Source organism: Enterobacter cloacae complex sp. 418I7 (genome assembly GCF_050030705.1).
In the GTDB taxonomy this organism is placed as follows: Bacteria; Pseudomonadota; Gammaproteobacteria; order Enterobacterales; family Enterobacteriaceae; genus Enterobacter; species Enterobacter intestinihominis.
Genome location: NZ_JBLGUU010000001.1, coordinates 2,663,355 through 2,687,611 on the forward strand (window position 1 = coordinate 2,663,355; position 24,257 = coordinate 2,687,611).

The 24,257-nt window shown below is 53.2% G+C and carries 25 protein-coding genes and 1 pseudogene; 12 read left to right on the forward strand and 14 right to left on the reverse strand.

Annotated elements, in window-relative coordinates; translation table 11 throughout:
* Window positions 1–3: 3 nt before the first annotated feature.
* The 4 genes from manY (at window position 4) to mntP (ending at window position 3,148) form a co-directional block, all read left to right on the forward strand.
* On the forward strand, window positions 4–804 hold the full coding sequence (manY, locus tag ACQG0S_RS12760; RefSeq protein WP_022648448.1) for a PTS mannose transporter subunit IIC: 801 nt from the start codon (window positions 4–6) through the stop codon (window positions 802–804).
* Between the two features lie 12 nt (window positions 805–816).
* Window positions 817–1,668 carry a PTS mannose transporter subunit IID gene (locus tag ACQG0S_RS12765; protein WP_006810994.1) on the forward strand — a complete coding sequence of 284 codons (852 nt, stop codon included), beginning with the start codon at window positions 817–819 and terminating at the stop codon, window positions 1,666–1,668.
* A 54-nt stretch (window positions 1,669–1,722) separates the two neighbouring features.
* Complete coding sequence (locus ACQG0S_RS12770) at window positions 1,723–2,181, forward strand: DUF986 family protein (RefSeq protein WP_022648449.1); 459 nt, start codon at window positions 1,723–1,725, stop codon at window positions 2,179–2,181.
* A gap of 400 nt (window positions 2,182–2,581) precedes the next feature.
* Window positions 2,582–3,148, forward strand: a complete 567-nt coding sequence (gene mntP / locus ACQG0S_RS12775) for a manganese efflux pump MntP (protein WP_032622454.1) — start codon at window positions 2,582–2,584, stop codon at window positions 3,146–3,148.
* Here the strand turns inward: mntP and rlmA are convergent.
* From rlmA to mgrB, 6 genes and pseudogenes are all read right to left on the reverse strand, one after another.
* Window positions 3,145–3,960, reverse strand: coding sequence for a 23S rRNA (guanine(745)-N(1))-methyltransferase (gene rlmA, locus ACQG0S_RS12780; RefSeq protein WP_048966749.1), 816 nt, complete (start codon window positions 3,958–3,960; stop codon window positions 3,145–3,147). The genes mntP and rlmA overlap by 4 nt on opposite strands.
* Window positions 3,961–3,999: 39 nt before the next feature.
* Window positions 4,000–5,745: a peptidoglycan glycosyltransferase FtsI gene (ftsI, locus tag ACQG0S_RS12785; protein WP_023300357.1), complete on the reverse strand. Its 1,746-nt coding sequence runs from the start codon at window positions 5,743–5,745 to the stop codon at window positions 4,000–4,002.
* Window positions 5,746–5,961: 216 nt separating this feature from the next.
* Complete coding sequence (gene cspE / locus ACQG0S_RS12790) at window positions 5,962–6,171, reverse strand: transcription antiterminator/RNA stability regulator CspE (protein WP_001062678.1); 210 nt, start codon at window positions 6,169–6,171, stop codon at window positions 5,962–5,964.
* Window positions 6,172–6,183: 12 nt separating this feature from the next.
* Window positions 6,184–6,328 (reverse strand): annotated as a pseudogene (locus ACQG0S_RS12795) (DUF2627 domain-containing protein).
* 669 nt (window positions 6,329–6,997) lie between these two features.
* Entirely contained in the window at window positions 6,998–7,285 is a 288-nt protein-coding gene (locus ACQG0S_RS12800; RefSeq protein ID WP_022648453.1) for a YebO family protein, read from the reverse strand.
* Between the two features lie 74 nt (window positions 7,286–7,359).
* Window positions 7,360–7,503, reverse strand: coding sequence for a PhoP/PhoQ regulator MgrB (mgrB, locus tag ACQG0S_RS12805; RefSeq protein WP_003859906.1), 144 nt, complete (start codon window positions 7,501–7,503; stop codon window positions 7,360–7,362).
* A gap of 160 nt (window positions 7,504–7,663) precedes the next feature.
* On the opposite strand from mgrB, the gene ACQG0S_RS12810 reads away from it, so the two are divergent.
* A complete protein-coding gene (locus tag ACQG0S_RS12810; RefSeq protein WP_022648454.1) occupies window positions 7,664–7,903 on the forward strand; it encodes a YobH family protein in 240 nt (79 codons plus the stop codon).
* Window positions 7,904–7,966: 63 nt separating this feature from the next.
* On the opposite strand, the gene kdgR is transcribed toward ACQG0S_RS12810, so the two are convergent.
* On the reverse strand, window positions 7,967–8,758 hold the full coding sequence (gene kdgR, locus ACQG0S_RS12815; protein ID WP_048966748.1) for a DNA-binding transcriptional regulator KdgR: 792 nt from the start codon (window positions 8,756–8,758) through the stop codon (window positions 7,967–7,969).
* 178 nt (window positions 8,759–8,936) lie between these two features.
* Here kdgR and ACQG0S_RS12820 point away from each other — a divergent pair, with 178 nt between their 5' ends.
* On the forward strand, window positions 8,937–10,310 hold the full coding sequence (locus ACQG0S_RS12820; RefSeq protein WP_426750421.1) for an MFS transporter: 1,374 nt from the start codon (window positions 8,937–8,939) through the stop codon (window positions 10,308–10,310).
* A 51-nt stretch (window positions 10,311–10,361) separates the two neighbouring features.
* Here the strand turns inward: ACQG0S_RS12820 and htpX are convergent, their stop codons facing one another.
* The 4 genes from htpX to ACQG0S_RS12840 form a co-directional block, all read right to left on the reverse strand.
* Complete coding sequence (gene htpX / locus ACQG0S_RS12825; protein WP_003859899.1) at window positions 10,362–11,243, reverse strand: protease HtpX; 882 nt, start codon at window positions 11,241–11,243, stop codon at window positions 10,362–10,364.
* Window positions 11,244–11,436: 193 nt separating this feature from the next.
* Window positions 11,437–13,485, reverse strand: a complete 2,049-nt coding sequence (gene prc, locus ACQG0S_RS12830; RefSeq protein ID WP_003859896.1) for a carboxy terminal-processing peptidase — start codon at window positions 13,483–13,485, stop codon at window positions 11,437–11,439.
* Between the two features lie 19 nt (window positions 13,486–13,504).
* Window positions 13,505–14,191 carry an RNA chaperone ProQ gene (proQ, locus tag ACQG0S_RS12835; protein ID WP_003859895.1) on the reverse strand — a complete coding sequence of 229 codons (687 nt, stop codon included), beginning with the start codon at window positions 14,189–14,191 and terminating at the stop codon, window positions 13,505–13,507.
* Window positions 14,192–14,287: 96 nt separating this feature from the next.
* Complete coding sequence (locus ACQG0S_RS12840) at window positions 14,288–14,785, reverse strand: GAF domain-containing protein (protein ID WP_038416256.1); 498 nt, start codon at window positions 14,783–14,785, stop codon at window positions 14,288–14,290.
* Between the two features lie 132 nt (window positions 14,786–14,917).
* Between ACQG0S_RS12840 and yebS the strand changes: the two genes are divergently transcribed.
* From yebS to ACQG0S_RS12860, 4 genes are all read left to right on the forward strand, one after another.
* A complete protein-coding gene (gene yebS, locus ACQG0S_RS12845) occupies window positions 14,918–16,201 on the forward strand; it encodes a membrane integrity lipid transport subunit YebS (RefSeq protein ID WP_022648459.1) in 1,284 nt (427 codons plus the stop codon).
* Window positions 16,170–18,803, forward strand: a complete 2,634-nt coding sequence (locus ACQG0S_RS12850) for a PqiB family protein (protein ID WP_022648460.1) — start codon at window positions 16,170–16,172, stop codon at window positions 18,801–18,803. The genes yebS and ACQG0S_RS12850 overlap by 32 nt, the downstream gene beginning before the upstream one ends.
* 56 nt (window positions 18,804–18,859) lie before the next feature.
* Window positions 18,860–20,323, forward strand: a complete 1,464-nt coding sequence (gene rsmF, locus ACQG0S_RS12855) for a 16S rRNA (cytosine(1407)-C(5))-methyltransferase RsmF (protein WP_048966747.1) — start codon at window positions 18,860–18,862, stop codon at window positions 20,321–20,323.
* Window positions 20,324–20,427: 104 nt separating this feature from the next.
* Window positions 20,428–20,667, forward strand: a complete 240-nt coding sequence (locus tag ACQG0S_RS12860; RefSeq protein ID WP_006811010.1) for a YebV family protein — start codon at window positions 20,428–20,430, stop codon at window positions 20,665–20,667.
* Window positions 20,668–20,701: 34 nt separating this feature from the next.
* Here the strand turns inward: ACQG0S_RS12860 and pphA are convergent, their stop codons facing one another.
* On the reverse strand, window positions 20,702–21,346 hold the full coding sequence (pphA, locus tag ACQG0S_RS12865; RefSeq protein WP_046619437.1) for a protein-serine/threonine phosphatase: 645 nt from the start codon (window positions 21,344–21,346) through the stop codon (window positions 20,702–20,704).
* A gap of 167 nt (window positions 21,347–21,513) precedes the next feature.
* Here pphA and ACQG0S_RS12870 point away from each other — a divergent pair, with 167 nt between their 5' ends.
* Window positions 21,514–22,494, forward strand: a complete 981-nt coding sequence (locus ACQG0S_RS12870; protein ID WP_048966746.1) for a VirK/YbjX family protein — start codon at window positions 21,514–21,516, stop codon at window positions 22,492–22,494.
* 477 nt (window positions 22,495–22,971) lie between these two features.
* Window positions 22,972–23,643, forward strand: a complete 672-nt coding sequence (locus tag ACQG0S_RS12875; RefSeq protein ID WP_169441159.1) for an SOS response-associated peptidase — start codon at window positions 22,972–22,974, stop codon at window positions 23,641–23,643.
* Window positions 23,644–23,652: 9 nt separating this feature from the next.
* Here ACQG0S_RS12875 and ACQG0S_RS12880 read toward each other — a convergent pair whose 3' ends face one another.
* Entirely contained in the window at window positions 23,653–23,970 is a 318-nt protein-coding gene (locus ACQG0S_RS12880) for a hypothetical protein (protein WP_169441161.1), read from the reverse strand.
* Window positions 23,970–24,209 (reverse strand): hypothetical protein, encoded by a 240-nt coding sequence (locus ACQG0S_RS12885; protein WP_063151956.1) that lies wholly within the window; start codon window positions 24,207–24,209, stop codon window positions 23,970–23,972. Before ACQG0S_RS12885 ends, ACQG0S_RS12880 begins: the two co-directional genes overlap by 1 nt.
* Window positions 24,210–24,257: the final 48 nt, after the last annotated feature.

Sequence of the window (24,257 nt, forward strand, 5' to 3'; positions counted from 1 at the left end):
GCAATGGAGATTACTACTCTTCAGATTGTGCTGGTGTTCATCGTCGCGTGTATTGCGGGTATGGAGTCCGTACTTGATGAATTTCAGTTCCACCGCCCTCTGGTGGCCTGTACGTTGATTGGCGCCGTTCTCGGTGACATGAAAACCGGTATCATCATCGGTGGTACCCTGGAAATGATCGCCCTCGGCTGGATGAACATCGGTGCGGCAGTTGCGCCAGATGCCGCGCTGGCGTCCATTATTTCGACCGTTCTGGTTATCGCCGGTCATCAGAGTATCGGTGCCGGTATCGCGCTGGCCATTCCACTGGCCGCGGCAGGCCAGGTGCTGACCATCATTGTTCGTACCATCACCGTTGCCTTCCAGCACGCGGCGGATAAGGCGGCCGATAACGGCAACCTGACAGCGCTCTCCTGGATCCACGTCTCGTCCCTGTTCCTGCAGGCGATGCGTATCGCTATTCCGGCCGTTATCGTGGCGATTTCCGTTGGGACCAGTGAAGTTCAAAGTATGCTGAACGCCATACCAGAAGTGGTCACCGGCGGTCTGAATATCGCGGGCGGTATGATTGTGGTCGTAGGTTACGCGATGGTCATCAACATGATGCGCGCAGGCTATCTGATGCCGTTCTTCTACCTTGGCTTCGTTACCGCTGCATTCACCAACTTCAACCTGGTTGCGCTGGGTGTGATTGGTGCGGTGATGGCGATTCTTTATATCCAGCTCAGCCCGAAATACAACCGTGTCGCGGGTGCCCCTGCGCAGGCTGCTGGTAACAACGATCTCGATAACGAACTGGACTAACAGGTGAGCGAAATGGTTGATATGACAAAAACTACCACTGAGAAAAAACTCACTCCGGGTGATATTCGTGGCGTGTTCATCCGTTCTAACCTGTTTCAGGGTTCATGGAACTTCGAACGTATGCAGGCGCTCGGCTTCTGCTTCTCCATGGTGCCGGCAATCAAACGCCTGTATCCGGAAAACAACGAAGCACGCCGTCAGGCAATTAAGCGTCACCTGGAATTCTTCAACACTCACCCTTACGTAGCGGCGCCTGTTCTGGGCGTAACGCTGGCGATGGAAGAGCAGCGTGCAAACGGGGCTGAGATCGACGATGGTGCTATCAACGGTATTAAAGTCGGTCTGATGGGGCCGCTGGCAGGCGTGGGCGACCCGATCTTCTGGGGTACCGTGCGTCCGGTCTTTGCGGCACTGGGCGCCGGGATCGCCATGAGCGGCAGTCTGCTTGGTCCCCTGCTGTTCTTTATCCTGTTCAACGCGGTGCGTCTGCTGACCCGCTACTACGGCGTGGCGTACGGTTACCGTAAAGGGGTGGATATCGTTAAGGATATGGGCGGCGGCTTCCTGCAAAAACTGACTGAGGGGGCGTCAATCCTCGGCCTGTTTGTAATGGGGGCTTTGGTTAACAAGTGGACGCACGTGAACATCCCGCTGGTGGTATCGACGATCACCGGTCAGGATGGTCAGACGCGCGTCACCACCGTGCAGACTATTCTGGACCAGCTGATGCCTGGCCTGGTACCGCTGCTGTTAACCTTCGCCTGTATGTGGCTGCTGCGTAAGAAAGTGAACCCGCTTTGGATCATCGTTGGCTTCTTCGTCATCGGTATCGCGGGCTACGCCGTCGGCCTGCTGGGTCTGTAATAAAATGCGTTACCGACCGGGGGCTTGCCCCCGGTCTTTTTATCTGGAGGATGAATGACTGTCACGGACACCGTACTGGTTTTATTTATTGTTGCCCTTCTGGCTTACGCGATCTATGACGAGTTCATTATGCCTCGCCGCCACGGCGAGACGCTGCTGACCCTTCCCCTCTTACGCCGTGGGCGCATTGATGCGTTTATCTTCGCCGGTCTGGTAGTCATCCTGATTTACAATAATGTGACCAGCCACGGCGCAATATTAACCACATGGTTATTATGTGCGCTGGCATTAATGGCGATTTACCTGTTCTGGATCCGCTCGCCAAAACTCATTTTTAAAAAACACGGATTCTTCTTCGCCAATGTCTGGATAGAATATAACCGCATTAAAGAGATGAATTTATCCGAAGACGGAGTTCTGGTGATGCAATTAGAACAACGCCGCCTGCTCATTCGGGTCAAAAATATTGACGACCTGGAAAAAATCTACAAATTACTCCTTAAAACTCAATGAATTAATTTTATAGCATCGGCTATGTATTGTATTATTCTCAAACCAGCAATATAGCCGATGCTATATCTCCCCTGCGAATTAACTTATATTTATTAACGATACTTTCACGCATAAACCTAAATGAAAATCGTTATCAATATAGTGGCTATATAAAGCCATCTTCGTTGTTGTTTTATATTCTCAAAATATGTTAAGGTTGCGTCCGTCGTTGGGGAGTAGCCGATTTCCTGCCTGCGGGAAATGTACGTGTCAACATACTCGTTGCAAAACGTGGCGCGTACGGATCGTTTTCAGCACACTTACTGTGCCAAAAGCGATCAGGCGAGACCATAGATACATCAACTGCTGTTTACTGGGGGCAGTGATGTGTCATATGGATACCCCCGGTCTGGACGCACTTATGAATATCTCCGCTACGATCCTTCTGGCTTTTGGCATGTCCATGGACGCATTTGCCGCCTCTATCGGTAAAGGTGCCACCCTCCATAAACCTAAATTTTCCGAAGCCCTGCGCACCGGTCTCATCTTTGGCGCAATCGAAACGCTGACGCCGCTTATTGGCTGGGGTCTGGGGATGCTCGCCAGCCAGTTTGTGCTGGAGTGGAACCACTGGATCGCCTTCGTGCTGCTGGTGTTCCTCGGCGGACGCATGGTAATTGAAGGTTTTCGTGGCAACAGCGATGAAGATGATGCGCCGCTGCAACGCCACGGCTTCTGGCTTCTGGTGACAACCGCTATCGCAACCAGCCTGGACGCAATGGCCGTCGGTGTCGGTCTGGCGTTTTTGCAGGTCAATATTATCGCCACCGCGCTGGCGATTGGCTGCGCCACGCTGATTATGTCAACGCTGGGGATGATGGTGGGGCGGTTCATTGGCCCGCTGTTAGGCAAACGCGCCGAAATTCTGGGCGGTATCGTGTTGATCGGAATTGGTGCCCAAATACTCTGGGCACACTTCGCGGGTTAATCTTCGCGCTGCCAGCAATGGATGCTGAAATCCGTCTGGCAGCGAAATTCTGTCTGTGCTGCCAGCGTTTCCCACACCTCTGGTTTTGCCCGCCACGCAAACGGCGTCATTTGCAGTAACGCCACCGCTTCACTTCCCTGCAACGTCATCTCATACGCCACTGACTGCGCCTGCTTTAACGCGAAGCCCGCCAGCTGTTCAGAGTGCGGCGCATGCAGGTGAACTTCATCATAGATCAGCCCTTTTAGCTCCAGCAGATGACGCGGTCCCGGCGTAACGGTGATAACCCACCCGCCGGGCTTAACGACGCGCGCCAGCTCCTCTGCCTTGCACGGGGCATAGATACGCACTACGGCGTCCATACTCGCTTCCTCAAACGGCAGGCGGTGGCTGGAGGCCACGCAGAACGTTACCGCTGAGTAGCGTTTTGCTGCTGCACGGATAGCCACTTTCGACACGTCCAGCCCGTAAGTTTCGGCGCCCTTCCCAGCCGCGATGTCAGCAAACGTGGCGGTGTAGTAGCCCTCACCGCAGCCGATATCCAGCATGGCGGATGCGCCTTCTGTCAGATATTGACGGAGTAAGTCGACAACGGCATCCCTGAGCGGTTGATAGTGCCCGGCATCAAGAAACGCACGGCGCGCCTGCATCATCTCCGCGCTGTCACCCGGATCCCGGGAGCGCTTGTGCTGTACCGGCAGAAGATTGACATAGCCCTCTTTAGCCCGGTCAAACTGATGTCCCAGTGGACAGATAAACGTTTTCTCCGCGCGCGTCAGCGGCGCGTGGCAAAGGGGACAACTGAAAGACATGACAGCTCCAGGGCGAAAACCAAAAGGCGAAGTGTACCGCTATTCGCCAGGGTTATAAACGGCTGGGTGACGCATCACGATCAGATGGTCAGAATCTGCCGGCAGCCCGTCTGGCTTCACGTTTTCCAGACGCAAGACGTTACCCATAATTTCGCTGAACACGGGCGCGGAAACGGCCCCGCCGTAGTAGGCTCCGTTTTTCGGATCGTTGATCACCACCACCAGTGCAAAACGGGGATCGCTGGCGGGCGCAACGCCTGCTGTGTAGGCGACGTATTTATCCACATACTTACCGTGTTCATCGATTTTTTTGGCCGTCCCGGTTTTAATCGCCACACGATAGTTACGCACCGCCGCTTTGATCCCGCCACCGCCGGGTAACGCGACGCTCTCCATCATGTGTTCCACCTCGTGAACAATCTCCCCGGGCATCACCCGTTTGCCAATCACGGGGGGATCGATACGGGTGATGGACAGAGGCCGTTCAATGCCATAGCTACCGATGGTGGCATACACATGCGCCAGCTGGAGGGGGGTAACCATCAGGCCATACCCAAAGGCAAAGGTCGCCCTGTCTAACTGACTCCAGAATTTTCGCTGCGGCAGTAAACCTGAGCTTTCTCCCGTTAAGCCAAGCCCGGTACTCTCGCCAAAACCAAAGTTTTTATAGGTATCAAGTAACCGTTGCACGGGCATCGCGAGAGAAAGACGGGATACGCCCGTGTCGCTGGATTTTTGCAGGATCCCGGTCATGGTCAGCTCGGGGTAGTAACCCACATCGCGAATACGATGACCATCAATGGTGTAGGGATGCGTGTCTATCACGCTGTCAGGCTGCACCAGCCCCTGCTGTAGCGCCGTCATCAGCACCAGAGGCTTAACGGTCGAACCCGGTTCAAAGGTGTCGCTGATCGCGCGATTACGAAAGTCATCCAGCGTTGCCCCTTCCCGATTGTTGGGGTTGAAGTCAGGGAAGCTCGCCATCGCCAGAATTTCGCCCGTCTGGATATTAATCAGCACCGACGCTCCTGACTCGGCTTTATTCCACGCCACGGCATTGTCCAGCGCGTCTTCGGTGATAGTTTGCAGGCGTTCATCGATACTAAGCTGGATATTATGTGCCGGTACGGGCGCCACCTCCGTGAGGTTCTCAACCACATGCCCGTAGCGATCTTTCCTGACCAGCCGCACGCCTGCCTTCCCGGTGAGCTGCGTGTTAAAGCTTTTCTCGACGCCCTCAATACCCTGACCATCAATATTAGTGAAGCCAATCAGGTTTGCCGCCACGTGTCCGGCAGGATAAAAGCGGCGGGACTCATCGCGTAGGTTGATACCGGGAAGACGCAGCTTATCAATCCACTTTGCCTGGGAGGGATCAACCTGACGAGCTAGATAAATGAATCGCCCGTGCGGATTGCTGTTTATTCGCGATGCGAGCGTGCTCAGAGAAAGGTGTAAAGCATTTGCCAGGGCCTGCCAGCGCGAATCAAAGCCAATCCCCCCTTTATCAAGCACAGTTTTGGGATCGGCCCAGACGGCCTGGACAGGTACGCTTACCGCAAGGGGACGCCCTTCACGGTCAACAATCATCCCACGCGGGGCGTCTATCGCCACTTCGCGCAGGGAACGCATATCCTCCTGCTTCACCAGATTATCCGGTTTGATAATTTGTAGCCATGCCACGCGGCCTAACAGAAAAGCAAGGCTACAAAAGATGGCGAGACACAGAAGTGCAAAACGTGCCGGTGTAAAGTTTCCGTTGGCCGTTATTGTCTTTTTTTTCACTTTAACCCCAGGGCTGTTAATCAACGCCCTGATTTAACGGGAAAAAGGGATAATAAGGCGGGAAAACAATGCTAATAATTTCGCGGGTTTGCAACAAGATAATAACAGAGGAGGAATACGTAACATTTTGAAAAATAAGTGAATAAAAAAGCCCCGCATCGGCGAGGCTTATGTCTGAGATCGAAGCGCTGAGCGCTTCAGTCAGCAGTGATTCGATCAGATAGCAGTTACGTTAACCGCAGCTGGGCCTTTCTGGCCGTCCTGAATTTCGAACTCAACGTTCTGGCCTTCAGCCAGAGTTTTGAAGCCGTTACCCTGGATTGCAGAGAAGTGTACGAACACGTCTTTGCTGCCGTCAGCAGGAGTAATGAAACCAAAACCTTTAGACTCGTTGAACCACTTAACTTGACCTTTAATCTTTGCCATTTGCAAAATTCCTTAGAGTGTTTTCTTAGCCCGCAGGCTTTAACATAGATAAAACTGAGACATTACTGCTTGAGGCACTAATATAAGGTTCGGCAGAGAAGCGGTATTCAACGACAACGTGTTTACTCAGGGCTTCTTTACTGAAAATGCCACACATAAACAGAACTGTACCTCGTTTGACCCAAAACGTGTTATCACACACAACGTTTAATATGGCAAGCCATTTTTAAACGTGTCTCGATCCGCCGCACAAATTCAGGCGTTACTCCATAACAATCTGCACAGTTATGCGAATTGTCAAATGAAGCGCCACCTGACCTCACCGCCCACAGGGTGCGCTGACGCGCCCTGTAATCAAAGACTTTTTAAACATAGCTCAATCATTTCAAAGCGTCCATCCCAATCCCTGAATTTCTTTAAAGGAATGACTGAGTTAGAACATTTTGTGAAAAGTTATGCTGAAAACATCGCAATGCACCAGAGTGAGACAGTGAATAAACGATGTTAAATACATATTGCTAACTGTATTAAAATCCACCATTTAATAAGCGTTATTCTGCACCAAAATAATGAAATTTTTATGACTCTGCCTCAAAACAAGGCAAGCAAAACGTTTCGATAAAAATAAAACACTTCAGGAAAGTTAAAGCTCACAATTTATTCAACGAAACGGTACGACTTGTATAAGGATAAATATTCGCCAGTTTTCAGTATACTGAAACAGTAGTTAACTGCTGCTTAATTATATGTTTGGATGTTATGGGTCACATTTGATAAGGGAGGAGATTTACGCCGCACGTCAGGCCACCTCCCCGTTCCGGGCAGACTATCGTTCGGCCACCAGGCGAATGAACTCTTCCTCGTCTTGTTTTTGAACATCAGCTTCCTTCGGCACCGCTTTCTCCTCCGGCTCGTTGGCTTCGCACAGACGACGCAGCAACGCAGTCTGCCGTTTCTGCTGATCGAGCAATGCTTCCAGCAGCTCAATCTGCTCGTTTGTGCGGGAGCTGGCGCGATTAACGAAGAACCACAGCACCAGTCCAACGACCAGCACCACTAAAGACATTACCAGGGATGCAATGCTCAGCAGCCCCGAATTCATTAACTCACCCATTTCACCACCTCAGTAAAAACAGTCATTTTACCACTGCAGCCACGTAAGGACATCGCTCAGTGCAAAAATAGCCACTACCAGGGGATAAACTTATTGATTGAACAAATGCCGCTAAAGAACTGTACATCCTGATCGCACATCACATTGATAGTCTGCGTCCACAGCACCACGCATGCTATCAGCACTATAATCAGAATTACCCAGCGTATTTTTTTCACTCCACACTCCGTCTTATGACCTGATGTAGCCAGGTTATCACGGCTATCTTAAACAGGGGCTAACTGTACCTTCAACAGACGCTTTTCGGAATCGTGCACTTGTTTCACTGCGTAAACCCGTTACGCTTACTCCATGACAACAAAGAAAAAAGAGGCATCGATGCGTTTACTCGTTCGTACGATAATTGTACTGGCACTTGTGTGGATCGGCCTGCTGTTAAGTGGGTATGGCGTATTAATGGGAAGCAAAGAGAATGCCGCGGGTTTGGGTATTCAGTGTAAATATCTCACCGCCCAGGGGGTAAGCACGGCTCAGTACATCCATTCCGACAGCGGGATCATCGGGTTAACCAACTGTCCTGTGCTGCGTAAATCATCTGTTGTGGTGGATAACGGCTAATCAGAGCTAAATTTCGCTTACAAAAACGCCGCAAGAGTGCGGCGTTTTTATTGGAGGCATTGATCAGAACGGGTATTCGTTATAGCCCATCTGCTCTGAAATTTTGCGCGCTGCGGTATGCAGAATTGCCACATACTCATGAAGACGCTCTTCGGAGAAACGCAGCGTTGGGAAAGAGATGCTCAGTCCCGCAATGACAACGCCGAAGCGGTCAAACACCGGCACACCGATGCAGCGCAACCCTTCTTCCTGCTCTTCGTTATCTTCCCCATAACCCTGCTCACGCACGTTATCCAGCACGCTCAGCAGTTCATCCGTACTGGTAATCGTGCGATCGGTGCTGCGTTTGTATTCCACACCGTCAAGGATTTGCTTAACCTCTTCACGATCGCGCCAGGCCAGCAGGACTTTACCAATTGCGGTACTGTACAGCGGGTTACGACGACCGATGCGTGAATACATGCGCAGGTTGTACATGGAGTCAATTTTGTGGATGTAAACGATGCTATCTTCATCCAGTGCGCCGAGGTGAATTGTCTCTTTCGTCAACCGCGAAAGTTCACGCATCTGAATGTCAGCGCTGCGGATCAGATCCACGTTCTGCAAGGCGCGGGCGCCCAATTCAAACAGTTTCAGGGTCAGAGAATATTTTTCTGATTCTCCTTCCTGCGCGACATAACCCAATGATTTCATCGTCTGCAAAAAGCGATAAACGGTGCTTTTCGACATCATCACACGCTGCGACAACTCTGTAATACCAATTTCACGCTCTTCTCCGAGCGCCTGCAAGATGCCAAACACCTTCAGCACGGAAGAAACAGAATCTGGCTGCTTATCCAAATCTGCGATTGCCATTTATCACCTCATGGAGAGTGTTTTATAAAAATCAGAACCGGTTTTTATTATAAATTCGTGTGATGCGCGCTGCAATCTATCTGGGTTTACTTCGTTACAAATCTGCGACATAAAACCGAAATAACGATGCTAAAATAGTTACTCTGAAAATAATTTCACACTGAGTCATTCTTTTCCCATGCAAAAAAACGTTTCTGATGGCCTGCCCTTACCCCAGCGGTACGGAGCAATTGCCACTATTGTCATCGGCATTTCGATGGCTGTCCTTGACGGTGCGATTGCCAATGTGGCTCTTCCTACCATTGCCAAAGACCTTAATGCTTCTCCGGCAAGCTCCATCTGGATTGTGAACGCGTACCAGATAGCGATTGTGATTTCCCTTTTGTCACTCTCTTTCCTGGGCGATATGTTTGGTTATCGCCGGGTTTATCAGTGCGGGCTGGTGGTCTTTACTCTCACCTCGCTCTTCTGTGCCCTTTCCGATTCACTGCACACCCTTACGCTTGCGCGTATCGCACAGGGTTTTGGCGGTGCGGCGCTAATGAGCGTGAACACGGCCCTGATACGGCTTATCTATCCTCATCGCCATCTGGGGCGCGGCATGGGCATTAACTCCTTTATTGTGGCCGTGTCGTCCGCCGCCGGGCCGACGATTGCCGCCGCCATTCTGTCCGTTGCCTCGTGGCAGTGGCTGTTTGCCATTAACGTGCCGCTGGGCATTGTGGCGATCTTCTTCGCCTTGCGCTATCTTCCGGAAAATGGTCCGAAAAACACCATGCCACGTTTTGACCTGCCCAGCGCTGTGATGAACGCGCTGACCTTTGGCCTGCTGATTACTGCGCTGAGCGGATTTGCGCAGGGACAGTCTTTGTCGCTCATTGCCGCAGAAATCGTTGCCCTGCTTATCATCGGCTTTTTCTTTGTACGACGCCAGCTGGCGCTGCCCGTGCCGTTACTGCCGGTCGATTTGCTGCGTATTCCGCTGTTTTTGCTATCAATTTGTACCTCCATTTGCTCGTTCTGCGCCCAGATGCTGGCGCTGGTTGCGCTGCCATTCTTTTTGCAGAGCGTGCTTGGCCGTTCGGAAGTGGAAACAGGCTTGTTGCTCACACCCTGGCCTTTGGCAACCATGGTGATGGCCCCGCTGGCCGGGTACCTTATTGAGCGCGTTCATGCCGGACTGCTGGGGGCTATCGGGCTGATCGTCATGGCAGCAGGACTGTTTGCGCTGTCGCTCCTGCCCTCCTCGCCGGGGGATCTGGATATTATCTGGCGCATGATCCTGTGCGGGGCAGGTTTTGGTCTGTTCCAGTCACCTAACAACCACACAATTATCACCTCTGCCCCACGTCATCGCAGCGGTGGTGCCAGCGGGATGCTGGGTACGGCAAGACTGTTAGGGCAAAGCACCGGGGCCGCAATGGTGGCGTTGATGTTTAACCTTGCCGGGCAAAATGCGACACACGTTGCGCTGATTACCGCAGGGACACTGGCGACCCTCGCGGCTATCATTAGCGGCCTTCGTGTGACCCAGCCAAAGGCGCAGGCATAAAAAAACCGGGCGGAGATTGTCTCCTGCCCGGTTTTTTTCATCCGGCGGGTATTACTTCAGGTACTCGCCGCTTCGCAGCGCTTCAATACGTTTATCCAGCGGCGGGTGTGACATAAACAGCTCGCTCAGCGACTTTGATTTACCATTGATACAGAAGGCCATCATGCTGTTTGCTTCCTGCGGCTCGTAGCTGGTTTTCAGACGTTGCAGCGCAGCAATCATCTTCTCACGACCCACCAGTTTCGCAGAACCGGCATCCGCGTGGAACTCACGATGACGGGAGAACCACATGGTAATGATGCTTGCCAGGATACCGAACACCAGCTCCAGCACCATTGAAACAGCAAAATAGATCAGCGGGTTACCGTTGCTCTCTTCACCCTCATCACGGTTGCCACCCATAAATCCGGCAGCAATCTGCGCCAGAATACGGGAAATAAAGATAACGAAGGTGTTCACCACGCCCTGGATCAAGGTCATGGTGACCATATCGCCGTTAGCGATGTGGCTGATCTCGTGAGCAATAACCGCTTCCGCTTCGTCACGGCTCATGTTTTGCAGCAGACCGGTACTGACGGCCACCAGGGACGCGTCACGACGCGCACCGGTAGCAAACGCGTTGATATCCGGCGCGTGGTAGATCGCCACCTGCGGCATGGCTATGCCCGCCTGCTTTGACTGCTGAGCAACCGTGCTCATCAACCACTGTTCCATATCGTTACGCGGCTGCTCAATAACTTCACCGCCTACGGATTTCAGTGCCATCCACTTCGACATCAGCAGTGAAATGAAAGAGCCGCCGAAACCAAACAGCAGCGCCATAATCAACAGACCCTGAACGCTGCTCGACTGAATTCCCGTCAGGCTTAGCACCAGCCCGAATACCACCATCACCGCCAGGTTGGTGAGCAGGAAGAGCGCGATTCGCATCATAATATTCTTTTAACCTCAGTTTAACAAAACGCACTATGCGATTACCCACATCGTATGGGTATTGCGGCTATTTTCAAGCATCCAGACGGCGTAAGTCACCAGAAAGACACAACTTTACACAATTGGAAATCTGCCTGACGGAAGGATGAGGAACAAAAAGAAACAGGCACAATTTCTTGTGCCTGTTGGGGGATTATTTTGTCGGAGCAGGTTGTACGGCAGGTTTCTCTTTTTCCAGCTTCGCGAGATCAAGCGCGATATGCACCGTCTCGTCCAGATACGGATCGGGCTCCTGGTAATCCTTAGGCAGATCGTCCAGTTTTTTGAGCAGAGGCTTGCCTTCACGTTTGAAGCGATCGTTGATACGCGCCAGACGTGTCGCGTCATCTTCATTGTTCTCTTTCTCACGCTGGGCGTAGTTCAGAGAGACAATGTTCCGTTTCGCTTTCAGAGCGTTGAAACGCGCGATGTCCTTCATGATGTACTGGAATTCAGGATCCTTCCCGATGCGGTCGTTGTGATTTTTCAGCAGTTCCGGACCGAACTGTTTCATATCACCCGATTTCACGAATGTCGCGGCATCAATGCTATCCCACGGCAGCGCGTTATCTTCAAACTTCTCGCCCGTTTCCGTCTCTTCGGTACCTGTCGGCATCATGATGTCCGGCGTCACGCCTTTGCGCTGCGTACTGCCGCCGTTAACACGGTAAAACTTCTGAATGGTGTACTGTACTGAGCCCAGCGCCGGCCATTCAGGACGCAGCATCTGGTCGTAAATACGGTTCAGAGAGCGGTACTGCTGAACGGTGCCCTTGCCAAACGTCGGTTCGCCGACGATTAACGCCCGGCCGTAATCCTGCATGGCAGCAGCGAAGATTTCCGATGCAGAGGCGCTGAAGCGATCGACCAGCACCACCAGCGGACCCTTATAGTAGACCACGCCATCGGTATCGGCATCTTCACGCACTTTACCGTTGTTATCGCGCACCTGAACCACCGGGCCAGACGGGATAAACAGCCCTGAGAGCGAGACGGCCTCGGTCAATGCCCCGCCGCCGTTGCTGCGCAGGTCGATGATCACACTGCTGACATTCTGCTTTTCAAGCTTCTGGAGCTGCACTTTTACATCATCGGTCAGGCCAACGTAGAAGCCAGGGATATCCAGAACGCCAACCTTCTCTTTACCCACGGTTTTCACCGACATTTTCACCGCGCGATCTTCCAGACGGATACGCTCACGGGTCAGAGTAACGATACGGGTTTTGGTCCCCTTTCCGGCTGGCAGGATCTCCAGGCGAACTTTGCTGCCCTTCGGCCCTTTGATCAGCGCAACTACGTCATCAAGTCGCCAGCCAATCACGTCCACCATGCTCTTTCCGGTTTGACCTACACCGACAATACGGTCGCCTACGCTGATCGCTTTGCTTTTCGACGCAGGGCCACCGGCCACCATGGAGTTGATAACGGTGTAGTCATCATCCATCTGAAGCACAGCACCGATACCTTCCAGAGACAGGCTCATTTCGGTATTGAACTGTTCGGTGTTACGTGGAGAGAGATAATTAGTGTGCGGATCAATTTCGTGCGCAAACGCGGTCATCGCCAGCGAGAAAACATCTTCACTGTTGGTCTGCGCCAGACGACGAATTGCGAATTTGTAGCGACGGTTTAACGTCTCACGGATCTCTTTCTCGTCTTTGCCTGTGAGCTTGAGGCTCAGTTCGTCATATTTGACTTTTCCGTCCCACAGCGCATTCAGTTCAGCCTCATCTTTCGGCCATGGCGCTTTGCTGCGGTCCAGATTAAAGGTGTCGTTGCCGGTGAAGTCCATCGGACGTTCCAGCACTTTCAGCGCGTATTGATAACGCTCAAAACGGCGCTTTTGCGATAAGTTGTACAGATCGTAGAAAAGATCCAGCTTTCCGGAGCGCAGCTCATCACCCACTTCGGATTTGCGTTTAGCGAACTGTTCGACATCGCTGGCCAGCAGTACGTTATGGCTGTAATCCAGCAAGTTCAGATAACGGTCAAAGATTTTGGCCGAAAAGGCCTGATCGAGATCGAACTGACGATAGTGCGAACGAGTAAAGCGCGACGTCACGCGCTCACTCACCGTCGCGTGCTGAGTTTCTTCCTTAAGAACCGGAATTTGATCAACACGCGTAATATCGTCCACAGCGAAAGCGTGGCCTGTTATAGCAAACAGGCCAGCCAGCGCGGTGAGCTTAAAAAAAGTGTTCATGCCAGGCTCGGCCTCCGTTTCAGAACAACAAGTGTTCTGCGCGTACAATCATTGACATACCAGAAGTCAGCTGTACACGAACGCCATCTTTGGTGATTTCCAGTACGGTGGCATCCATCGCATTGTTACCCGCTTTAACCTTCAGAGACTGACCTACGCTCAGGGCGTTGATGTCCGAAACTGGGGTGTGGCGCGGCTCTTCGCGCGGCGCACGTGGGGCTTTAGCTGCTGGTTTGTCAGCACGCGGTTTGCGATCGTTATTTTCAGTACGACGCGGTGCCGGACGCGGTTTACGCTCGCGACGAGGGGCGTCTTCCTGACCGTTTGCCGCTGCGGCTTCGCGTTTTTTGGCCTGCTGTTCAGCACGCTGTGCCTGAACGCGAGCTTTAGCTTCTTCAAGCTGCTTACGCGCATGTTCTACGTGCTGCTCGTCCAGCTCACCACACGGGTTGCCGTCAAGGTCGACACGGGTCGCACCCGGCTTGATACCGTACAGGTAACGCCAGCTCGAGGTATAAAGGCGCAAGGCAGAACGAAGCTGCGTTTTGCTGAGGTTCATCTCCCCCTCAACGCGCGCGACCAGATCCTGAAAGATACCGACTTTCAGAGGACGCGCTTCACCTTCAGCGCTGAAGCACTGCGGGAAACGCTCGGCCAGAAATGCGATAACTTCTTTACTGCTATTCAACTTAGGTTGATTTTCCATGAAATTTCCTGATTACAACGGACGTTGCCAACAAGCGCAGGCATGAACAGGCGACATTATAATGACGCTATCAGTAAATGCTACGTTATCCGTTGATTATCCTGCGACGCTCGCAAAGAATTTATGATAATCGGTCTCTGCCAGAACATTTTCCAGGTTTGCGGCCAACGCGCGCAGCCCCTGCTCATCCTCGGCAGTAAAGCGGCTGAAGACCGTGCTGTCGATATCCAGAACGCCAATAATCTGATTTTTAACCACCAGCGGCAGTACGATTTCAGAATTGCTGCTGGCATCGCAGGCAATGTGGCCGTCAAACGCATGAACATCTTCGACACGCTGAACCTGACGGGTCGCCACTGCGGTACCGCACACGCCGCGACCTACCGGGATGCGTACGCAGGCGAGTTTCCCCTGGAAAGGCCCCAGCACCAGCGTGTCGCCTTCCAGCAGATAAAAGCCCGCCCAGTTCACGTCAGAAAGGCGTTCGTACAGTAACGCACTGGTATTTGCCAGAGTGGCTAAGAAACTGGTTTCCCCTGCCATTAATGCCTTAAAATCGCGATTCAGATCCGCGTAGAATTCTGTTTTGTTCATTATTCAATCACTTAGTTATCTTACATAATTACCGCATAGCCTATTAAAATAAGCATTAAATGCGCTCATGCTCAAGATGAATCCGTTCATGAGTTATTATAACTTTCAACAATACTTATCTGTGTGCGACTGATGGCCCTAAAAACACCCCAAATTACGCCGACAAGAAAGATCGTTGTCCGTACGGTAAGCCAGGCTCTGCCTCGTGCACATTATCAGCGTTGTCCCCAGTGCGATACGCTTTTTATGTTGCCGAAGATGAAATCGCACCAAAGTGCTTTTTGCCCTTGCTGCGATGCCAAAATTCGCGATGGCCGGGACTGGTCATTGACGCGTCTGGCGGCAATGGCGGTTACCATGCTGCTGCTGATGCCGTTCGCCTGGACCGAGCCGCTGTTAAAGCTCTACCTGCTTGGCGTGCGTATTGACGCTAACGTATTGCAGGGGATCTGGCAGATGACGCGCGAGGGCGATCCGCTCACCGGCGCTATGGTGCTGTTCTGCGTCGTCGGCGCACCGCTGGTGCTGGTCGCGGCAATTGCCTACCTGTGGTTTGGCAACATTCTGGGGATGAACCTGCGCCCTGTCCTGCTCATGCTGGAAAAGCTCAAGGAGTGGGTGATGCTGGACATCTATCTGGTGGGCGTCGGCGTGGCCTCCATTAAGGTGCAGGATTATGCGTTTTTACAACCCGGCATTGGCCTTTTTGCGTTTATTTCACTGGTCCTGCTGAGTATTTTGACCCTGATTCATCTGAATGTTGAACAGCTTTGGGAGCGATTTTACCCTCAGCGTCCCGCGACCCGGCCTGATGAAAACCTGCGCGTCTGCCTGGGGTGCCATTACACCGGTTTTCCGGATAAACGCGGGAGGTGTCCTCGCTGCCACATTCCGTTAAGATTGCGGCGCAACAACAGCCTGCAAAAATGCTGGGCGGCGCTTATCGCCTCACTGATATTTTTATTCCCGGCCAATATGCTGCCGATCTCCGTAATTTATGTGAACGGCGCCCGACAGGAAGATACTATCCTTTCGGGGATTATCTCTCTGGCGCACAGTAACGTGGGGGTTGCCGCCATTGTGTTCATCGCCAGTATTCTGGTGCCCTTTACCAAAGTGGTGGTGATGTTTACGCTACTTATCAGCATTCACTTTAAATGCGAACAAGGACTACGCACCCGCATCCTGCTTCTGCGATTCGTGACCTGGATTGGTCGCTGGTCGATGTTGGATCTGTTCGTGATTTCGCTGATGATGTCGCTCATCAATCGCGATCAGTTACTTGCTTTTACCATGGGACCCGCAGCTTTTTATTTCGGCTCTGCGGTGATATTGACTATTCTTGCAGTGGAATGGCTGGACAGCCGCTTACTTTGGGACGCACATGAGTCAGGAAACGCCCGCTTCGCCGACTGAAGCGAGAATTAAAACAAAACGCCGCATTTCGCCATTCTGGTTGCTGCCTGTCATCGCGCTGATGATCGCAGGCTGGCTTATCTGGACGAGCTATGAAGATCGCGGAAGTACCATCACGATTGATTTCCAGTCTGCGGACGGCATTGTCGCCGGACGTACCCCCGTTCGCTTCCAGGGGGTGGAAGTGGGTACCGTGCAGGATATTTCCCTCGGCAAAGGGCTGAACAAAATCCAGGTCCGGGCGAGCATTAAGTCTGACATGCAGGATGCCCTGCGCGCCGAAACGCAGTTCTGGCTGGTCACGCCTAAAGCCTCCCTGGCCGGCGTTTCCGGGCTGGATGCGCTTGTGGGCGGTAACTATATCGGCATGATGCCTGGCAAAGGTGAGCCACAGGATCACTTTGTTGCGCTGGATACCCAGCCGAAATATCGGCTGAATAACGGCGATCTGATGATCCACCTCCGCGCGCCGGATTTGGGCTCGCTGAACAGTGGTTCTCTGGTCTATTTCCGCAAAATTCCGGTTGGCCGCGTTTACGACTACGCCATTAACCCGAACAAAGATGGCGTGACCATTGATGTACTGATCGATCGCCGTTTTACCAACCTGGTAAAAAAAGGCAGCCGCTTCTGGAACGTCTCCGGCGTCGATGCTGACCTGAGCTTAAGCGGTGCGAAAGTGAAGCTTGAGAGCCTGGCGGCGCTGGTGAATGGCGCTATCGCCTTCGACTCACCTGCTGACTCCAGCCCTGCCGCCGCAGAGGATACCTTTGGTCTGTACGCCGACCTGGCACACAGCCAGCGCGGTGTCATCGTCAAGTTGACCCTGCCGGATGCCAAAGGCCTGAAAGCCGGTTCGACCCCGCTGATGTACCAGGGTTTAGAGGTCGGGCAACTGACAAAATTAACCCTCAACGCGGGCGGCTCCGTTACCGGCGAAATGACGGTGGATCCGAGCGTTGTGGACCTCCTGCGGGAAAAAACGCGCATCGAGCTGCGTAATCCGAAGCTCTCCCTCAGCGACGCTAGCATCAGTTCCCTGCTGACGGGAAGCACCTTTGAGCTGATCCCCGGTGAAGGTGCACCGAATAAAAACTTTGTCATCGCGCCGGCGGATAAAGCTCTGCTGCAAAAACCGGGCGTGTTGACGGTTAAGCTGAATGCGCCGGAAAGCTATGGTATCGAAGCCGGTCAACCGCTAATCCTGCACGGTGTGCAGGTGGGTCAGGTTCTGGAACGAAAGCTGACGGAAAAAGGGGTCTCCTTCTCCGCCGCCATCGATCCGCAGTACGGCAACCTTGTGCACGGCGACAGTAAATTTGTGGTGAACAGCCGGGTCGACGTGAAGGTGGGTCTGGACGGCGTTGAGTTCCTCGGCGCCAGCGCCAGCGAGTGGGTTAACGGCGGGATCCGCATTCTGCCGGGCAGCAAAGGCGCGCTGCGTGAGAGCTATCCACTGTTCGCCAATCTGGACAAAGCCATTGAAAACAGCCTCGGCGACCTGCCGACCACCACGCTGACCTTAAGCGCTGAAACGCTGCCGGATGTCCAGGCAGGCTCCGTCGTGCTTTATCGTAAGTTTGAGGTCGGAGAAGTGATCACCGTTCGTCCTCGTGCGGACGCGTTTGATATCGAACTGCATATCAAGCCGGAGTATCGCAAGCTGCTCACGCCAAACAGCGTGTTCTGGGCTGAAGGCGGCGCGAAAGTGCAGCTCAACGGCAACGGGCTGACCGTACAGGCGTCTCCCCTCTCCCGTGCCCTGCGCGGTGCGATCAGCTTCGATAACCTGAGCGGCGCGGGCGGCAACATGCGTAAAGGTGACAAGCGGATCCTCTTCCCGTCTGAAACCGCGGCGCGCGCCGTCGGGGGACAGATTACCCTGCACACCTTTGATGCCGGTAAACTGGCAGAAGGCATGCCTATCCGCTATCTCGGAATTGATATCGGGCAGGTTCAGAAGCTGACGCTGATCACCGCGCGCAATGAAGTTCAGGCTACCGCCGTGCTTTATCCGGAATATGTACAGACGTTCGCCCGGGCAGGCTCGCGCTTCTCGGTGGTTACGCCGCAAATTTCTGCCGCAGGGGTTGAGCATCTCGACACCATACTTCAGCCGTACATTAACGTTGAACCGGGTCGGGGCAACGCGCGTCGTGAGTTTGAGTTGCAGGAGGCGACCATCACCGATTCCCGTTATCTGGACGGTCTGAGCATTGTGGTTGAAGTACCGGAAGCCGGTTCGCTGGGCATCGGTACGCCGGTCCTGTTCCGCGGTATTGAAGTGGGGACAGTAACAAGCCTGACGCTGGGTAATCTGTCCGATCGCGTGATGGTTGGCCTGCGCATCAGCCAGCGTTATCAGCATCTGGTTCGCAACAACTCAGTGTTCTGGCTCGCTTCAGGCTACTCGCTGGACTTCGGCCTGACCGGTGGCGTGGTCAAAACGGGGACCTTTAACCAGTTCATTCGCGGCGGCATTGCCTTCGCGACGCCGCCTGGCACGCCTCTGGCGCCTAAGGCGCAGGCAGGAAAACACTTCCTGCTGCTGGAAAGTGAACCGAAAGAGTGGCGCGAATGGGGAACGGCGCTGCCGCGTTAATCTCGCAGGCTCCGGTGTCAACGCGCCGGAGCCTTTATGTTACACTGCGCGCCTGAATGTTTCCCTGTGGTGTGCCCGTGGCTCAAAACTCCGTATTTCTTCCTGAACAATTCCTCGTACAGATGCGCGAGGCGCTTCCTGCTCATCTCTCTTTCGACGATTTCGTCGCCGCCTGCCAGCGCCCTTTGCGTCGAAGTATTCGCGTCAATACGCTGAAAATCAGCGTCGGAGCGTTTCTGGATCTCGTCTCCTCCTACGGCTGGCAGCTGACGCCGGTGCCGTGGTGTGAGGAAGGGTTCTGGATCGAGCGGGATGACGAGGAGAGCCTGCCGCTCGGCAGCACCGCCGAGCACCTGAGCGGGCTGTTTTATATTCAGGAGGCCAGCTCCATGCTACCGGTTGCCGCGCTGTTTGCCGACGGAAACCAGCCCGAGCGGGTGATGGATGTCGCGGCGGCGCCGGGCTCTAAAACCACGCAAATTGCCGCCCGGATGAACAACCGCGGCGCGATCCTCGCCAACGAATTTTCCGCCAGCCGCGTCAAAGTCCTGCACGCCAATATCAGCCGCTGCGGGATCCACAACGTCGCGTTAACACACTTCGACGGTCGCGTGTTTGGCGCTGCCTTGCCGGAAGCTTTTGATGCCATCCTGCTCGACGCGCCCTGCTCCGGCGAAGGCGTAGTGCGTAAAGATCCTGATGCGTTAAAAAACTGGTCCGTTGAAAGCAACCTGGAGATCGCCGCCACGCAGCGTGAACTGATCGACAGTGCGTTTCATGCCCTGCGCCCCGGTGGAACGCTGGTTTACTCCACCTGCACGCTGAATCGTGATGAAAACGAGGACGTCTGCCTGTGGCTCAGGCAACGCTATGCGGATGCCGTCGAGTTTCTGCCGCTGGACACCCTCTTCGATTCGGCCAGTCACGCGGCCACCCCTGAAGGCTTCCTGCACGTCTTCCCGCAGATTTACGATTGCGAGGGGTTCTTTGTCGCACGACTGCGTAAAACCCGCGCCGTCGATCCGCTGCCTGTCCCTAAGTTTAAGGTCGGCAACTTCCCGTTCGCGCCGGTCAAAGGCCGTGAGGCGGCACAGGCGCAAGCGGCTGCCAGCAAAGTGGGACTGCACTGGGATGAGAGCCTGCGCCTCTGGATGCGTGACAAAGAGCTGTGGCTGTTCCCGGTCAACATCGAACCGCTGATTGGTAAGGTGCGTTTCTCCCGCCTCGGTATTCGCCTGGCGGAGATCCACAACAAAGGCTATCGCTGGCAGCACGAAGCGGTCATTGCGCTGGCAGGCAATGAGAACACCTTCGCCCTGACGCATCATGAAGCGGAAGAGTGGTATCGCGGTCGTGACGTTTACCCGGAAGACGGCCCGTCACAGGATGAAGTCATCGTGACGTATCAGGGCTATCCGCTCGGGCTGGCGAAAAAAGTCGGCTCGCGGCTGAAAAACAGCTATCCGCGTGAACTGGTACGCGATGGTCGCCTGTTTACCGGTAACAGCCGCACTGACTGAAAAAACGCATTTTTTTACTGGCGATTTCTCTCTCCTTGTCTAGGATCAAAAATGGATGACTGCACTGGTCATACCAGATTTTGGGCAACAAATCGGAGAGCATTATGACGAAAACCAGCGTACGCATTGGCGCTTTTGAAATCGACGACGCTGAATTGCGCGGCGAAGCACAAGGCGAACGAACGTTAAGTATTCCCTGCAAATCCGATCCGGATTTGTGCATGCAACTGGACGCCTGGGATGCAGATACCAGCGTCCCGGCGATCCTTGATGGGGAACATTCCGTTCTGTACCGTGAACATTACGACAGTAAAACCGATGCCTGGGTCTTGCGTCTTGCATAACCCAAAGAGAACCCGCCCGAAGGCGGGTTATTTATTACTGAAGCTGCGTCAGCGTCAGAAAGCCCCCGAACACCGCTCCCGTATCAATGTAGTGCAGATTGTTGAAATCGTAGCGCTTGTCCACAGGCGTATGTCCGAACCAGAAGTGATCCGCACCGCTAATGCCCTGCCCTCTACCCACCATAAAGCCCATTAACCGGTCGCGATCCCACAGCACCCGCTGGGCATCTACCGGCTTATGCCAGGCATATTCGGCGGCGGGATAATCCGCATGAGCAATCACGTTCAGACCGTTTTTGCAGGTTATTTCAATAATGTGCGGTAAGTCCCGACACGCGTCGAGTAAATCCTTCGCCTGCTTTTGTTGAGCGACCGTAAGCCCGGTAAACCAGTTACCGCCATTTATCTTCCAGAGACTAAAATCATTATTTTCAAGCGCATCTAACGCAATTTGCTCGTGATTACCGCGTACCGCATAAAACCACTTTTCCTGCATCAACTGTAAACATTTCACGCTGTCGGGACCGCGGTCGATAATATCCCCCACCGAGATCAGCAGATCCGCATCAGGATTAAAATTCCGTCGATTCAGTTCATCCATAAGCCACTGATAACAACCATGAATATCGCTGACAACCCAGACATGACGCCAGTGTTCTCCCTCTATTTTCTGATACATAACGCCTCCTGTAAGAAGTATAGCTGCCACAGAAAATGTCATGCGCTGGCGTTGGATATCGCGAATCCAAACAAACCATAAACCAGCCGGAAATAAAGATCGCTGCGCTATTAATCCCTTATTCCCTGGCCTTTAAAATAATGCGGAATAAAAAGAGGGATTTTCACGTGTCAAACATACACCTGCAAAACGATGTTTTTTATCCGCATCGCACAAATATTATTTCTGAACTGGTGAGAGGGAAACGCGTTCCCGGCCCAATCTGGCACAAACGTGATTACCGGTTAAAGTTCCTTCTGCGCTCGCTTTTATTCTGGTCCTCCACCCATCGCATGCTGGAGGCGCTATCCGGGCGCGATGATTTCGACAGGCTGCTCACCTCTCAAATTACCTTGCCGAGCAAAACTCACCGCCAGTATCTGATGCGTGGCCTGAACTCAAACGACCGGGCCGATGCTATCGTCAGCCACTATCAGTGGATTGATAGTCTGACAAATACCGCCCTCGCCCACGCGCTGACTAATCCGCAAGAGGTGCCGGTTGTCCGGTTCGAGGCAAAAAACGGCGAAATCTATACCGTCCACGCCTCGTCCGCAGGTAAGGCTGAACGTGAAGGCGAAAGCACGCTTTGGCTGTATGACAATGACAACACGCTGCTTGCCAGCCTGACGTTCTGTGTCGCACGCAGTAACGGCCGTATGGTGCTGGTGATCGGCGGCCTCCAGGGTCCCCGTCGTCATGTTTCACGGGAGGTGATTAAGCAGGCTACCCGTGCCTGCCATGGGCTTTTCCCGAAACGCGTGCTGATGGAGGTGATCTTCCAGCTTGCCTCACGCTCGAACATCAGCGCGATTTTTGCCGTCAGCGATGAAGGCCATGTTTTCCGCGCGCTGCGCTACCGTCTGAGTAAAGGGCGTCATTTTCACGCCAGCTACGACGAGTTCTGGGAAGGCCTGAACGGAAAGAAACTCTCCGCCTTCTGCTGGCAGTTGCCGCTCCAGATGGAGCGTAAAGCACTGGAGGAGATTGCCAGCAAAAAACGCGCCGAATACCGTCGCCGCTTTGCGTTACTTGATGATATTGCGGCTTCCGTACATGCGCGCATTGATCCCGCACTCGTCTCAGGCAAAATACAAACAAAAATTTAACAAAACAGCCAAAAAGGACTGGACTTACGCCTGCCGGGTTGTGGTATGTTTGAAGCAGGCGCACAGGAAGTGAACCTTCTGCTGAGACGAAAACCGGATTTTATCGTTTATTTTCATGCAGATAAAAAGAGACCGAATACGATTCCTGTTTCCGCTTCAACCAGCACTTTTTGAATTTATTCAAACACTTACATATCAGAAACCCATTTTTAACGGGTTTCAATGCTTACCAATACATCCATTCAAGATCAAACCGTTGCCATCTTTTTCGAGTGGGCGACGAGTGAACTTCGGGATCGCTTCGATCCGAAATCTCCCCAACTTTGCGTAGCTCCTTCCAGTTTCGTAACACGCAGCTTTACGCCCTCCCATACCATCAGCATAATCCCCACCGATCCGATTGTAAGACTTAACTAGCGCGCGCTACTTTTTCTCCCTGCCCTATACTTTCAGTCTGACATCCGACTGGAGGTTTCTATGTGTGGACGTTTTGCACAAGCCCAAACCCGTGAAGAATATCTGGCTTACCTGGCCGATGAAGGCGATCGCGACATTGCATATGACCCGGAACCAATTGGCCGGTACAACGTGGCGCCCGGCACCAAAGTGCTGCTGCTGAATGAACGCCACGAGCAGTTACATCTCGATCCGGTGTTCTGGGGCTACGCGCCCGGGTGGTGGGATAAAGCCCCCCTGATAAACGCGCGCGTCGAAACCGCGGCCACCAGCAGAATGTTCAAGCCTCTCTGGCAGCATGGCCGGGCGATCTGTTTTGCGGATGGATGGTTCGAATGGAAGAAAGAAGGTGACAAGAAACAACCCTACTTCATCCACCGGGCCGACGGTCAGCCAATCTTTATGGCGGCGATCGGAAGCACACCGTTTGAGCGCGGCGATGAAGCCGAGGGATTTCTGATTGTGACGTCTGCGGCTGATAAAGGCCTCGTCGACATTCATGACCGCAGGCCACTGGTTTTGTCACCAGAAGCGGCACGCGAGTGGATGCGTCAGGATGCAGGTGGGAAAGAAGCTGAGAAGATAATTGCCGACGGGACAGTGCCCGCCGACAAGTTTATCTGGCATGCCGTTACGCGTGCCGTGGGGAATGTTAAGAATCAGGGACCGGAGCTGATCCAGCCGCTTTCTTGAGCCTGGTAATCATATCGGTAATCCGTCATCTATTGCGCGGTTGATGAAGAACGTCACTCGGCCAAGAACTTCGACCTCTTCGAGTGCGTTTCCCTCTATCGCCTCACCATCATCTGTAATGAGCGCCTTGCCCATCAACTTGGCAAACTGCGTATGACCGTCGCAAAGGATAAGTAACACATCACCGGATGATTTTTTAACAACTGGCTCAATGACTGCAAATCCTGAATCAGTTTCAAGCACCCTACTTTCTGCCCCGATGTTGCAAATCACCTCGGGTGAAAGTTGGCGCTCGACATAATCGCTTGCAGGTGATGCAAATCCCATTATTGGACCCTCCCCATGTTACGCAGGATCCAGTACCTGTTGTCGCTACCGTCTGTCGTCTTGTCAGCAAAGTCTTTTTGGTATCGCTCTATCCAGGCATTCGCTTCTTCGCGCGTGTAGTGCCAGTTGAACTCCCGCAATTTCTCTATGAATGCGTCTGTGCTCAGATAGCGATAGCCCTTGGGGTTGAGCTGTATGGCCGCAACAAAGGCGGCGTGTATATCTGCCGTGCGTGGCATAATCACCTCACAAAATAACTGTATGTATATACAGTATCGTTAATTATG